Genomic DNA, 13,512 nt, shown 5'->3' on the forward strand with positions numbered 1-13,512 from the left:
GCCCCGTCGCCCATCCCGCATCCGCTCTGGCTTGGAACCCCACTGCCGAACCTCCCGATGCGCGCGCCCGCAGCCGACGCCTTCACCGAGGTACCACTCCACTCACTTCACTGCTGGTACTGCGAACTTCCCTTACTGCTGGGTACTGCGCCACTGCGAGTACTGCTTGCGGCGGCCCCTGATCACCGCGGGCCACCCGGTCCGGTCGTCAGTCCCGTCGCCGTCCTGCAACCGCTCTGGCTTCGGAACTCCACCACCGCACCGTCCTGCGAACTACGAACTGCGTGTACTGCCACCCGGCAGTTCGTCTCTGCCAGGCCTTGCTGTCTCTCTGCGTTACGAGAGAAACCATAACCACACCACCGCCCGATGTCTACTCCAGCTGGCATAGATTTCTGCGCTCCTGGTGAGGTAGATATTCGGAGCCCACCAGGATTGAGAGTCGCGGTCCGGGGCACAGACGGCCCGGCAGGCAAGGCTGGACACGATCACCGAGACCGGAGCGCGAGATGACCACGACGAGCACCGGGCGCGCAGCCCTTCAATTCCTGTCCGCTGTTGCCGAGGCACGCCACGCACAGCCCGGACCACGGTGTCGGCGTACTCCGGATCGGCGGCCGGCACGAGGGTGCCCAAGAACGTGACGACGGTGGCGCGGGCGAGTTCGTTGACCATGTGCCAGCCGAACCCTCCCGCCCCGTGGACGAAAGCCTGAAGGCGGCAAGACCGTCCGCGCCCTGCTCCCCCGCCAGACCTGCCGCGTCGCACAGGCCGCCGAGGCGATCCCACCCCCGATGGTCAGGCAAGCGATGGTGTTCGCGTGCTCGCTCCGCAGGCCCTTGCCGTGCAAAAGCTCGACGGTCATGGCGCTCCTCGCGATGCGAGGACGGAACTCCCGCCGTCGCCCACACCCCCACCCACCGCATCCGGGCCCCGAGGCCTCGCCAACGCCCACTCCCGGCGAGGGCAGGCGCGCGTTCCGATTCCGCCGTGGTGGAGTGGCTCAGATGGTCGGGTGAGAGTCCGGGCAGATCGACGGCTCCTGCTTGCCGTTCCTGCATGTCGTCCGAGCAGAGCCAGCGCGCTGTCGCCGGGGCGCAGGTCGAGGCCCGGGCGGGCGGGTGAAGCCGGAGTGCGCCGGGTAGGGCCGTGCTTGGACGAGTTCACCCCTCGAAAGATTGCAGCGCGGGAAACTGACGGGTATGGACATCCGCCGCAGAAACCACGTCACCGTCACGGGCCGTACGGACGGGCCGGTGCTGCTGCCGGCGCACGGGTAAACGATCCCGGCGGCCACGGCCAACACCACCGGGGCGGGCATCCACAACGATCCGACCGCGGACGGGTGCGGGCGGCTCGAACGAGTTGCGTCGCCGCTCTCGCGGCATGCGGGCCGGCGGGGCGCGCAGCTGCTGGAGCTTGGGGGAAGTCGGTGCTCGCCGGGCCGGGGGTCAGGCGGCGAAGGCGGCGACGAGCTTGTCGGTGAGGCGGTCGAGGTAGTCGGGGCCGGTCGGGGCGTGAAGGACCGCGAGGCGCCAGTAGAGGGGTCCGGCGAGGAAGTCGAGTGCGAGTTCGCGGTCCACGTCGGTGGGGAGTTCGCCACGTTCGACTGCCCTTTCCAGCAGGCCGGTGGCCTTGGCGCGGCGAGGGTCGCGGACGGCCGCGAGGAGCGCCTGCGCCAGCTCCGGGTTGCGAGTGCTCTCGGCGAGGAGGTCGGGGATGATCTTCGAGGGCAGTCGGTGGCTCAGCCCGTCGGCGAGGTCGACGAGAAAGGCTCGTACGTCGCCGCGCAGGGTGCCGGTGTCGGCGACCTCGGGCGCGTCCACGGCGACCTCGGAGATCAAGGCGACGGTCATCTCCAGTTTGGACGGCCAGCGGCGGTAGATGGCGGCCTTGCCCGCTCCGGCCCGCTTGGCGACCGCTTCCAGGGAGAGCCGCGCGTAGCCGACCGAGGCAAGTTCCTCGAAGAAGGCGGCCGAGATCGCCTGGGTCACCGAGTCCTGGAGCACGGGCCCTCCGGGGAGTCGGCGCTCACGGGCGGGGGCGGGGCTTTGGGGCGTGGGTGCGCTGGGCATGCCCCTGAACCTACACCAGGCGGAACGCTTGCGTCTCGACTAGGCGAGGGCTAGGGTCCTGCTCGTAGACGAGACGCACCCGTTCCGTCTCGACAGCGAGCTGGAGGTACACCATGCGATTCCTGTACGAAGACGAGTCGTTTTCCTTCGAGACGTTGCGCGCGGCCGGGTTCGCCAACTACGGAGGCTCCGACCTGGGCGAGGTCCTGGCCACCGTCCGACACATCGGCGAGGGCGACGAGGAGGCCTGGTTGCGCGAGTGGAAGGCCACCGCGGAGCGCGTGCACGACATCGGCAGCCGCGCCCTGGCGGCCGGGCACCGAGTCAGCGCCCGCGAGGCCCTGCTGCGCGCGTCGAACTACTACCGCACCGCCGAGTTCTACCGCCGCGACGACCCCGCCAACGACCCCGAGGTCAAGCACCTGTCCACCCTCTCCCGCGAAACCTTCGCGGCCGCGGCGGCCCTGATGGACACCCCCGTCGAGGCCGTGCGCATCCCCTACCTGGACACCAGCCTGCCCGGCTACCTCTTCCTCGTCGACGAATCCGGCACCCCCCGCCCCACCGTCATCTTCACCAGCGGATTCGACTCCACCCTGGAGGAGGCCTACTTCGCCGTAGCCGCCGCCGCGCTGCGCCGCGGCTACAACGTGCTGGCCTACGACGGACCCGGCCAGGGCGCGGCGCTGCGCGAGCAGGCACTGGTCTTCCGCCCGGACTGGGAGGCCGTGGTCACCCCCGTGGTCGACTACGCGCTGACCCGGGCCGAGATCGACCCCGAGCGGCTCGTCCTGCTCGGCTACAGCCTCGGCGGCTACCTCACCGCCCGCGCGGCCGCCCACGAACACCGCCTGGCCGCCCTGATCCTGGACGACGGCCTCTACGACTACCACGACGCCCACACCCAGGTCATGCCGCCGTTCCTGCGGGAGTGGGTCGAGACCGGACGCGACGACCTCGCCAACCCCGTCGCGAGCCTCCTCATGCAGGGCAGCACCCAGCTCCGCTGGGCCCTGCGCAACGGAGTGTGGGCGTTCGGTGCCACCTCGGTCGCCGACTACATCCGTCGCACCGCCGACTACACCCTCGACGGCGTTGCCCAGCTCATCGACTGCCCCACCCTGATCCTGGACGCCGAGAACGACCAGTTCTTCCACGGCCAGCCCCAGCGCGTCCAGGCTGCTCTGACCTGCCCGCACACCCTGATCACCCTCCCCGAAGCCGAAGGCGCCGGCGAGCACTGCCACATGGGGGCCATGTCCCGCTTCCACCAGATCGCCTTCGACTGGCTCGACACCACCCTGGTGGCGGCCACCCAGGCCACCAGCTGAGAGGGCGGTACGTGAGTCGATGCCTGGATGGAACGCTTCCTCAGTGTCGAACTCTTCGCCTGCCGACTCCCCGTCGACTCCTTCCGCCCCATCGGGGGGCCCATCACCCACGCTCACGTGTCCACCGGCCCAGTCGAGCCGACTGAGTTTCGCAAGTGTCGTCACGGACGCGGGCCGTCGGGCCCTGCGGTGGAATCCGGCAGCCGGGCAGCCCGCGACCCACGGGGAGACGCGGGCCACCGCCGGCGGGCCGCACCGGTCAAGGGCGCGGGGCGTACGCGGTGACGGCGGGAGCGGTGGCCGGACGCCGGGCGGTCTCCGGCGGGACCGTTTCTCGAAACTCCGACCACTCCCCCGCCCCCGGCCGGTCAGCCCCGGCCCGGGCCCCCCCCTCCCGCGCCGCGGAAGGAGGGGTCGTCCTTCCAGGTGGTGTTCTCGCCGAGGCGGGGTGCGCGGCGAGGAGGCCGGTGCCGTCGTGGTCGCGGATCCGGTCCATGCGGTGGGCCACCAGGGGCCACTGGCGGAAGCCGACCAGGAGGCCCGCCTGCGTCTCGGGCAGGACGGCCTTCACCGTCGCCCCGATCGCGGGGTGCGCGAACCGGGGCCGTGCCGGGTTTCGTCGACCCACGACTCCAGACGGGGCGCAAGGAGGGTGAGCGGGGCAGCTTGGGGTCACACAGGAGCGACGGTGTGAAACGGACCGGCAACCGTGGTCAGCAGCCACACCTGAGACGCAAGCACCGGGCGCGGCAATTGCCCCACGTCAGCCACCCATCCAGATCAAGAGCAAACACCTTCGCCCGGACATGGTGCTCTTCCGTCGGTGCCCTCGGGGCGCACCCCACGCGACCAATGTGTCGTAGGCGTGGGATCCACTTGGACGTACCGAGGTGATGCTCACTCCGCTGATCTGGGGTTCTTGCGCTGGTTGGCATGGAAGCGCGCCTTCTTCTGACGATTCCCGCACGTATTCATGTCACACCATCTGCGGGTGCGACTTCGGCTGGTGTCGAAGAAGGCGGCTTGGCAGGTCGGTGAGGCGCACAAGGCCAGTTTTCCGTCTCGTTCGCCCGAGATGACGCTGTGGACCGAGGAGACCCGCGATTTCTGGCAGCACCGCGCGGCGTACGCGAAGCAGCAGGCGACCCGGCCTCAGACCATCGGCTACTCGCTCGTCGACTCACCGGTCGGGCTTCTTGCCTGGATCCTTGACAAGTTCGCCGAGTGGTCAGACACCGAGGACAGCCCGTTCGAGACGATCTCCAGGGACCGCATTCTCGACGACGTCACCCTGTACTGGCTGACGCGGACCGGCGCATCATCGGCCCGGATCTACTACGAAAGTCACAACTCGCTCGATCCCGAACTCCGGGTCGACGTCCCGTCAGCGATCACCATGTACCCCCGCGACATCGAGAAGAGTCCGCGCACTTGGGCACAGAAACGGTACCGACAGATCGTCCGATGGAGGTCACCTGAAGCCGGGGGCCACTTCCCTTCGTTGGAGGTTCCCGAGTTTTTCGTCAAAGACCTGCAAGAGGGCCTGACGGCAGTCCTGGCCGCCCATCGGCGAACGCAGCCGACTGCCGGCCAGTCGATCACCGCCTGATCAGGTTCAAGGCGTTGCCCGACGGCTCCCAGGCCGAGTTCATCGAGACGGCAGGACTTCGGGCACCTGCACGAAGCCGGCGACTACTTCGTCTTGTCGAGGTCGGTGGGCGGCGGAGGAGGGGGCGGCGGCACCGGCCGGTTCGGCTGGTGTCCGTCATCACCGATCGGCGACCGATGCTTGCCCTCCACGATCCCTGCCACTGCAACCTCCCCGTGAACTGGAAAACCCCAACGGTGGGACCAAAGGGACGGATACGGCAGGGGGAAACCCGGCGGGTTGTCGACGCGATCAAACTGACAGGGCTCCGGCGGGAGATGCACGGTTGGGGCGTCTCCCGCCGGCTTCTGCCCCGTCAGTGACGATCACGGCCCCCTGGGGGGTGTCTGCGATGCGCCGGCCGCTGCCGCTGCCGGCGGCATCGCTGCCACGGTGGTGGCCCGCTGACGACCGTCGTCGGCAGTGACCGAGGGAAACCCGGTGGTGCGGACCCGTGGCCGCCTGAAGCTGGGGACGGCCAGCAGTGCGAAGCCGAGGGTCGCCGCGATGAGATGGCCGACGGTGGTGAAGTCCGGCAGCGGTCCGCTCCAAGTGGCGCCGCCGAGAGGCCAGGCGAGGACGAACAGGGCCCAGGGCAGGCGGGCGCGGCGGGGCAGGGCGAGCGTGCCGATCGCCAACACCGTCTGGGCTCCGTAACTGACCCCGTAGTCCAGGGCGTGACGTACGGCCAGGGGGTACCAGCCGTTACGGAGCGCGACGGCGATGACCGCAGCGGTGAGCAGGGTGGCCGCGACATGGCCGCCGAGGAACACGGCTGCTGAGCGCAGCTTCCCCCATCGGCGCTCCGCCCCGGCCAGGAAGCAGCAGACGCCGAGGCCCAAGGTGATGAAGGTGCCCACGAATTCGGTCGAGGCGACATCCGTGAGCGTGCCGTCGAAGAACAACGCGCTACCAAGCAGCGCGGACAGCGGATGATCCTGCAGGTTGTCCAGGTTGGTGCTGACGTGGCCCAGCACGGCGGCCGCCCGGTCGGCGGACAGTCCGTGGCCGATCCAGAAGTGGACGGCCAGGAGCAGGCAGACGTAGACGAGGGTGAGCGGTGCGCGGCGCGGGTACTCTCGCGCGGCGCGCAGAAGTCTGCCCGCAGGGCCCCACGGTGGCTGAGAGTTCATACTGCGGCATTCTCCAGGTCGAGCCGAGCGCGGGAAGCGACGGGTGTCGCTTGGCCGTCCGGCCGGGGCGCGCCACCGGCCTTCGTCCGGGCGGGAGTTCGGCGCCGGCCGCCGTCGCGCTCCGTTGCCGTGGCCGGGTGGAGGCCGCTGCCCGAGTAGCCGCCTACCCGGATCGAGCACACCTCGTCGTCAAGCAATGACGGAGCCAAGCGGCCGGGGCTACCCCTGCACGTCGGCATCACCCCAGCGATTCACCGCCGGCTGACCCAACGAGGACGATCCGGGGAAGACGCCGAGCGATATCCGGGAGTACCGCTCACATGGAATTGCGCTCCCCGCCAACCGAACGAGCGCCGTGGAGTGCGGCGCGGCGTGAGGCGTGAGGCGTGAGGCGTGAGGCGTACGCGAACGACCAGAACAGCCCGGACAACACGCTGATCGCGGTGTCCGCCGCCTCCAACAGGAGCAAGGCCGACAAGGATCCGGCCGAGTGGCTGCCCTCCGACGGCTCGTACCACTGCACGTATGGCGCGGCGTGGGTCGGCACGAAGCTGCGCTGGGACCTGGCCGTCGACGAGAACGAACGCCAGCATCCGCTCCTCGGGCTCGCCGACGGCTGCCCCACCACCGTCGTCTACGAACCCGTCGTGTAATCCCTTGGCGGGCCGGTGCCTGGTACGGGCCGGCCGTCGCGAGGGACCTTGGCCGTCATCCATCGACAATCAGCGCTCTTCGGTCGCTTTGGGTTTGTGGCGACAACGCAGGGTAGCCAACGGCCGCTCGGGGGACGCCCGGCGTGCACAACCAGACCACACGTGATCGCGCGCCCTTTCGCGCCTGGGACGCGCTGTTAGGAGCTCTTCATGGCCGTATCGACTGATCAGCCCACGAATGACGAGGGTTTCGAAGCACCCTGGAGCCGCCGCGTGGGCGGTCCGGGGAAGGGGCCGAACTCGAACTCGTCGCTTACGCGGGAGGGGGTGCTTGTCCGGAATACGGCGACGGCCAAGTCCGTTACGGTGCCCAGGCTCTCGTCTCCTCCTCACCGGACGGCGAGGGATCGGGGGACGGAATCGACCTCCCCACCACACCTCTGGATGATTTCGAGGCCGCCCCCAGGACCGGCTGGGTGCCGGTGGCCTCGGACTGGATGGCGGGCATCCCCGACCACGTCAGCGTCCGGGACATGTCCGTCCCCGGGACGCACGAATCTCCGGCCTACCAGGAGAACGTGGGGTCGGCGGGGTATGCGCTGTGCCAGAGCCGGGACCTGGACTGGCAGTTGAACAACGGCGTCCGGTACCTCGATGTGCGACTCCGCCGAATGGACTCCAAGGTCTTCTCCGTCCACCACGGCGACTACTACCTCAAGCAGATGTTCGGCGATGTTCTGCAGACCTGCCGCAGCTTCCTGTCGAACCACCGCTCGGAAACCATCCTGATGCGGATCTCGCAGACCAAGTCCAGTGCGTCGGCCGCCGACTTCACGCAGACCTTCAACCACTACCTCGACACGTACTGGGGTGGTTCAGGGATGCGGAGCGACTTCTTCACAGCTCCACCTTCCCGACCCTCGGGTCCCCCCTGTGGGACGCCCGCCCCGGGCGCCGCCGCGGACCGTGGACGCGCGGCGCGCCGTAGCTGCCGCGTGAAGCGGTGTGGGCGGCGGTGATCCGCTCGGTCGGCTCAGCGTCGCGGACCGCGCCGACGGGAGGTACGACCAGCGTCCACCACCCCGTCGTCGATGAACCACGCCTCCACCGCGACGAACTCGCCATCGACGATGTCATCTTCGTCGTCCACTACCCCGACAAGGACAGCGACAGCGACAGGAAACTGCGGCTCATCGTCGCACTCTCGGATACCGAGTCGGCCGGCATGGCAAACGACAGGCCGGCCGACATCTCGCCGCGGAAAACACCCTGCCGAACACACACCGCGGCACCGTCCGGGCGGGCCGACAGCCACTGCTTCCGACCAGGCGAACCACCCATCAGGCAGTGCAACCGGGTGATCTGCTCGTCCCGTCGAATCAGACGGTCAGAACGATCTTGCCGAAGGCGGCGCGGGACTCCAGCACAGTGTGCGCGGCCGCGGCTTCTTCCAGCGGGAAGGTGCCGTGCAGCACCGGCTTCAGTCGGCCTTCCCGCAGGTCGGCGAAGACAAGTGCGAAGGTCTCGGCGGCGGTCTTCGACGGTGCACTGGAGAGACTGAGCGCCGAGATGGTCCAGGACTGCTGGAAGTTCGCGAACAGCGCCATGCCGAAGTCGGTGGTGGGGGCACCCGCGACGACACCACTGATCACGTACCTGCCGTTCGGGCGGAGCAGGGGAATGAAGTCGGCCACGTCGGAACCGGCGACGATGTCGATGACTGCGTCATAGCGGCCGTCCGGGCCCGGGTCGACCGCGTCCACGCCCACGACTTCCGTGGCCCCCAGGTCGTACAGTCGCTGCGCGACGGACCGGTCGGGAACGGAGGCGATCACCGTCGCACCCCGAGCGGCCGCGAGCTGGGTGGTGAGCACGCCGATCCCGCCACCAGCACCGCGGACGAGCACCCGCTCGCCCGCCTTCACGTCGGCCCTTTCCACGCTTGCGGCGGCGACCAGGGAATTCACCCCGAGCGTTACCGCGTCATGGGACGAGACGTCCTCCGGTAGTTCCACGAGAGATTCGACGGGCACCATGGCGCGGTCGCTGTAGCCGCCGCCGTGTCCGGTCGTCGCGAAGACCCGGCGTCCCACCCACCCGGCGTCGTCCTCCGAACCGACCTCGACCACCGTGCCCGCCACCTCCAGACCGGGTATGGTGCCGGTGCCGACGTCGGGCTTGGCGCCCTGCCGTAGCAGTACATCGAAAAAGCCGACCCCGGCCGCTGTCACCGCCAGTACGGCATGGCCCGGCTCGGCGGTCGGGTCCGGCCGGTCGACCAGCTTGAGGTTCTCCGGGCCACCGAATTCGGTGATCTCTACTGCACGCATGATGTCTCCTCGTAGCGCCTGAAGGGGGAAGTGGCTGCCGAACAACGAGGCTCAGACATCCTCGGTGACCTCGATGCCGCGGCACGAGAGCAAGCTAACCCGCTAAACGGATGACCTCTACCATTTGTGGTTAGGTGAGAGACATGCCTGTTCAGCCGTCTCGAATCCAGTCCTCGTCCGCCGCCGAGACCCCCGTGCGGGGGCAGCGAGCCGACGCCCGGCACAACCGCGCCCGGCTCCTCCAAGCCGCCCGCGAGGCGTACGCCCTCAACGGCACCGACGTACCCTCCAGCACCATCGCCCGCAGGGCCGGTGTCGGCGCTGCCACCCTCTACCGGCACTTCCCGACCCGGGGTTCGCTGATCGCCGCGGCGTTCTCCGAGCAGCTCACCGAGTGCGTCGCAGCCTTGGACGAGGCCCTACGGGACGACGATCCCTGGCGCGGTCTCTGCTCCGCCCTCGACAAGGTGTGCAGGATGCAGGCCGAAGACCGCGGGTTCAGCGCCGCGTTCCTCGGCGAGTCTCCCGACGATCCCGCCCTTCATCGCGAGCGTGCCCGCGCCGAGGCAGGACTCGCCCGGCTGGTACAACGCGCGAAGGACACAGGGCGGTTGCGCAAGGATTTCGATCCCAGCGACGTCACCCTCCTGCTCCTGGCGAACAGCGGCATCGTGCGACAGTCCCCGGAGGCTTCCCTGGCCGCATCTCACCGCCTGCTCGCCTACTTCCTCCAGTCCTGCCGGGCCACGGATGGCGCGCCGTCCCTGCCCCCGCCCGCACCGCTGCGCCTCGACGACCTTTACGGGCCGCCACACCGAACCGACTGACCGGCGACTTCCGCCCTGGGGCGTGCCCCAACGCCTGACGCTTGCCCTTGAATTCCCGCCCGGGTACGCAGCGCCCAATGACCTCGTCTTCGGCCTCGTCGTCACCACGCAGGAGGGCGAAGGGCGACAGCGCATTGGCAAGGCGAACCGGTCCCATCTGTCCGTCGCCCGGTGAGCTGACGAGGGCGCGAGCCCCGCTGGGGCCATGTCGCAGGACACCATCGACCATGCGTGGCCCGCGCCTGAAGTTCTGTCCGTCGGCCTGTCACGGAGGCCGATGCGTGACAGCCGCCATGGCGGCGTGGCGTCATAGCGACTGCTCCATGCTGAACTGCCGCTTTGCGGGAGCGACTTCGCACCCAAAAGCGGTAGCATTGGCGCAGGCCACACAACAAACGTCTCTCCATTCGAGACGACCATGCGCAGAGTGGGGATCCGCGGCTCGCCACGGATCGTGGTCGCGCCATCGCCGCCGGCGCTCGGCCTCCTCCAGGTTCAGGCCGCCGCGACCGGGCGTTTCATCGCGTGCACCGCAAGCATGACTTTCGCGCCCGGCGAGTAGTTCTCGCGGGCCGCCGATCGGGGCGGCATTCGTCTCGGGGTGTTCCCTGACGCGGCTGCTGATCCGTTCCCGGCACAGCGGGTGCACGCCGGACTCCTCCCAGGGCATGGACCCGGGACTGGATGCCGCCCCCGCCCGGTGCACTTCGCCGACCGCTGGGGCCGCCGAGCCGCCGCGAGCCGCGTGTCGGGACCGTGAGGGCGGCCTGGTCGCGACAACGCGTGCCGCCCCTCACGGCGATCCTGGTCCACCGCGCGCTGACGCGCCCAGGAGACCACGGGAACAGGCGCACGGGTCGGAGCGCGCGCGGGGAACTCGAACAGGGCTGAGCCACCCCCAGTCGCGCCAGCCCTCCCGCCCTGCATCAACCACTCGACGAATTCAACGAATTCGTCTATGCCAAAACCGAACTGGGCACCTCCGACTGGCCCGAACACCGAAGCCCGCCAGCCGCGTCTCCGCCCACGGCAACCAGCGCGCCTCGGGACGCGGGCCAGCACTTCGACGTCGAGAACTCCGAAATACCGCTGATCGAACAGCCGGAATCATCCGGAGTGGGCGAGGTCCACGGACGCCCCCTTGCGTGAGGCTTGGCGCCGTGCGATAGTTGCCCCAGCAACTGTTGCCCCAGCAACTACTTTGGAGAGCAGCTCATGATCAAGGTCACCATCCTGCTGACCCGGCGCAACGACCTCACCCACGACGAGTTCATCGAATACTGGACCCAGAAACACACACCGCTGCTGGCCCAACTGCCCAGCGACGAAGTGACGGTGAACCGCTACGTCCAGCTGCAGCCCACCGGCGACTCGATCCCGGGCATCGCGACAGCCCCGATCGACGGTGTGGCCGAGCTCTGGGTCGACAACGTCGCCGACGCCGCAGCGTGGTTCACCTCGCAGACCTACCAGACCGTCGTGGCCGAGGACGAGGCCAACTTCCTCGACCGGTCCAAGACCCAATTCCTGTACGCCACCGAACAAGTCATCTTCGGCTGAGTCCCCACCCAGCACTTCGCGATCACGAACGGATCCGACAATGCCTTTCTCACGACCCGAAGAAATGCACGCCACCTTCGCCAAGGCGATGCAGGACCACGACGTCGACGCACTGCTCGACCTCTTCGAGCCGAACGCGATCACCGCACTGCCCCACGGAACCCAGCTCACCGCAACCGACGCCCGCCGCGACATGTTCACCGGCCTGCTCACGGCCGGTACCGGCATGGTCGGTACCCAGCGCACCGCCCTGATCGCCGATGAAATCGCGCTGACCTCGACGACTTACACGATCCCGGCCGACAAGGCAGGCGCTGCGCCGACCACTGTCACCACCGCGGAAGTCTCCCGCCGCCAACCGGACGGAAGTTGGCGTGTCGTGTTCGATGCCCCGGCCTTCTCCTGAACCGGCACCACCGGCCGAGGGGGTCATGGATCGGCAGCAGACACAGCCGACGTACGCTGACGACACCGCCCCATCCGGCAACCCCCTCGAGATTCCGGAAGCCAACCCATGACCGACACCACCCGAGATCCTGCCGACGCCGTCGAACTCGGCGTCGAGTACCTCCTGGGCAATGAACTCAGTAGCCGCTGGGACTCCGACCAGAAGCGCGCGTGGGCGGGTGTCATGGAGATCTCGCGCCTGCTCCCGGCCAAGCACGATCGGGAAATGATCGCCGAACACGGGCTGAGTCTGACCTTGTTGCGCCTGCTCGGCGGCCTCAACGAACGCGATCAGCCGCAAGCCCGCGACCTGGCGGCCGATCTGGACATGAGCACCGGCAGGGTCTCCCGTCACCTCGCCACCCTCGAGGCAGCCGGGTTGCTGCGTCGAACTCACAACGCCGAGGACAAACGATCCCTGGATGTCGAGCTCACCGACGCAGGCCGCGCCCGTCTCGCCGCTGCCCGCCAGACGGCTCTGGAGATCGTCGAGCGCGACTTCCTCGCTCACCTCACCACAGACGAAATGGCCACCCTCGCCCGCATCACCACCCGCGTCCTGCGAGCGAACGCCTCGACGGACAACGCGCGGTAATCGCGCAGGTAGGGCGCGCGTCGCGTGACCTACCTGCTCACCACTTCGGTGACGACTCAGCCCGTGGTTACGGGAGCGGCTGGCACGGGCTTCCGGTATTCACCCCTCGCCCAACGACTTCGACAGTGATGTACTGCGCGGAGGTGTTCTCCCCTGGCTTGAACTGCCGGGCGACAACATTTTGACGACCGGAGTACACCGGCGTCCACTCGAAGGTCGCGGTGCCGGTCTCCGGGTGGTAGACGGCTACCCCGAGCCGCTACGCACCACAGCCCGCACGGATCCCATCCACTCTCGGCCACCACCGCCCTGGACGCATATCTCACGAAACGACTCGCCCAAACCGCCATGACGGCCGAACACCAGGCGGAGTTGACGACGCCGGCCGCCGAGGTGATCGCCGACGAGGTCCTGCGCTACTTCGCCGAGGGACTGTAAAAGAAACGGCTCTGGCCCGTAGTTGGTGGTGACGCCGGGTAGCCGTCAGGGCAGGAGGATGCGGTGCCGGAGAAGGTCGAATCCGGCGCGTCCGTGTATCTGTCTCATGATTCTCTTGGTGCGGGTGTTGGCGCCTTCGGTGCGGCCATTGTGGTAGGGCAAGGTGAGGCCGGCGTTCACGGCGGGCCGGTCGATTTCGAGCCCGTTGGTGAGACTGCGCAGGTGAGGCAGGGCGACGGCGCGGGCGGCTGTGATCCAATCGGTGAGTTTCGTGTCGTTGCCCTCGGCTGGTTTCAGCAGAGCGGCGAAGTCGCTTATGAGATCGGCGAGTGCGGTCATCTCCGGGCACGCTGCGGCGATCTTCTCCAGCAGGGCCGTTTCCTTCGGGCGTAGATTCTCGGGGTCGGTGAGCAGGAGGCGGCCGGCGTGACGCACCGTGGTGACGGGGCGGTCGCCTTCGGCGCGGCCCTGGTTG

12 protein-coding genes and 3 pseudogenes are annotated in these 13,512 nt (G+C 68.6%); 9 read left to right on the top strand and 6 right to left on the bottom strand.

All coding sequences use genetic code 11. The annotated features are described in order from the left end of the window. Positions 1-1,451: 1,451 nt before the first annotated feature. A complete protein-coding gene (locus ADK55_RS03555) occupies positions 1,452-2,075 on the bottom strand; it encodes a TetR-like C-terminal domain-containing protein (RefSeq protein ID WP_053675925.1) in 624 nt (207 codons plus the stop codon). Between the two features lie 113 nt (positions 2,076-2,188). Here ADK55_RS03555 and ADK55_RS03560 point away from each other — a divergent pair, with 113 nt between their 5' ends. After that, positions 2,189-3,406, top strand: coding sequence for an alpha/beta hydrolase family protein (locus ADK55_RS03560; protein WP_053675927.1), 1,218 nt, complete (start codon positions 2,189-2,191; stop codon positions 3,404-3,406). 259 nt (positions 3,407-3,665) lie between these two features. Here ADK55_RS03560 and ADK55_RS03565 read toward each other — a convergent pair whose 3' ends face one another. Further along, entirely contained in the window at positions 3,666-4,034 is a 369-nt protein-coding gene (locus ADK55_RS03565) for a hypothetical protein (RefSeq protein ID WP_159041271.1), read from the bottom strand. 269 nt (positions 4,035-4,303) lie between these two features. Further along, positions 4,304-4,489, bottom strand: a pseudogene (locus tag ADK55_RS35850) (CGNR zinc finger domain-containing protein); the annotation flags it as partial. Position 4,490: 1 nt separating this feature from the next. Between ADK55_RS35850 and ADK55_RS03570 the strand changes: the two are divergent. Next, positions 4,491-5,015, top strand: a pseudogene (locus ADK55_RS03570) (epoxide hydrolase); the annotation flags it as partial. Positions 5,016-5,380: 365 nt separating this feature from the next. Here the strand turns inward: ADK55_RS03570 and ADK55_RS03575 are convergent. Next, positions 5,381-6,187: a rhomboid-like protein gene (locus ADK55_RS03575; RefSeq protein ID WP_199826434.1), complete on the bottom strand. Its 807-nt coding sequence runs from the start codon at positions 6,185-6,187 to the stop codon at positions 5,381-5,383. 386 nt (positions 6,188-6,573) lie between these two features. On the opposite strand from ADK55_RS03575, the gene ADK55_RS03580 reads away from it, so the two are divergent. From ADK55_RS03580 to ADK55_RS39505, 3 genes and pseudogenes are all read left to right on the top strand, one after another. Next, positions 6,574-6,840, top strand: a complete 267-nt coding sequence (locus ADK55_RS03580) for a hypothetical protein (RefSeq protein ID WP_420713591.1) — start codon at positions 6,574-6,576, stop codon at positions 6,838-6,840. Positions 6,841-7,316: 476 nt separating this feature from the next. Next, the gene (locus ADK55_RS03585; RefSeq protein WP_159041272.1) at positions 7,317-7,859 is read left to right on the top strand and encodes a phosphatidylinositol-specific phospholipase C domain-containing protein; all 543 of its coding nucleotides are present in this window, start codon (positions 7,317-7,319) and stop codon (positions 7,857-7,859) included. Between the two features lie 38 nt (positions 7,860-7,897). Next, positions 7,898-8,089, top strand: a pseudogene (locus tag ADK55_RS39505) (transcriptional regulator); the annotation flags it as partial. A gap of 130 nt (positions 8,090-8,219) precedes the next feature. Here ADK55_RS39505 and ADK55_RS03590 read toward each other — a convergent pair. Further along, positions 8,220-9,170: a quinone oxidoreductase family protein gene (locus tag ADK55_RS03590; RefSeq protein ID WP_053675930.1), complete on the bottom strand. Its 951-nt coding sequence runs from the start codon at positions 9,168-9,170 to the stop codon at positions 8,220-8,222. A 143-nt stretch (positions 9,171-9,313) separates the two neighbouring features. Here ADK55_RS03590 and ADK55_RS03595 point away from each other — a divergent pair, with 143 nt between their 5' ends. From ADK55_RS03595 to ADK55_RS03610, 4 genes are all read left to right on the top strand, one after another. Continuing rightward, complete coding sequence (locus ADK55_RS03595; RefSeq protein ID WP_053675931.1) at positions 9,314-9,997, top strand: TetR/AcrR family transcriptional regulator; 684 nt, start codon at positions 9,314-9,316, stop codon at positions 9,995-9,997. Positions 9,998-11,212: 1,215 nt separating this feature from the next. After that, a complete protein-coding gene (locus ADK55_RS03600) occupies positions 11,213-11,557 on the top strand; it encodes an EthD domain-containing protein (RefSeq protein WP_053675933.1) in 345 nt (114 codons plus the stop codon). Positions 11,558-11,597: 40 nt separating this feature from the next. Further along, complete coding sequence (locus ADK55_RS03605; RefSeq protein ID WP_078998433.1) at positions 11,598-11,963, top strand: YybH family protein; 366 nt, start codon at positions 11,598-11,600, stop codon at positions 11,961-11,963. Positions 11,964-12,071: 108 nt separating this feature from the next. Then, positions 12,072-12,599, top strand: coding sequence for a MarR family winged helix-turn-helix transcriptional regulator (locus ADK55_RS03610; protein WP_053675937.1), 528 nt, complete (start codon positions 12,072-12,074; stop codon positions 12,597-12,599). A 483-nt stretch (positions 12,600-13,082) separates the two neighbouring features. On the opposite strand, the gene ADK55_RS03615 is transcribed toward ADK55_RS03610, so the two are convergent. Beyond that, on the bottom strand, positions 13,083-13,512 hold a 430-nt coding region (locus ADK55_RS03615), incomplete at its 5' end, for a transposase (protein ID WP_199826435.1).

The sequence above is a fragment of the Streptomyces sp. WM4235 genome (genome assembly GCF_001279725.1).
GTDB lineage: Bacteria > Actinomycetota > Actinomycetes > Streptomycetales > Streptomycetaceae > Streptomyces.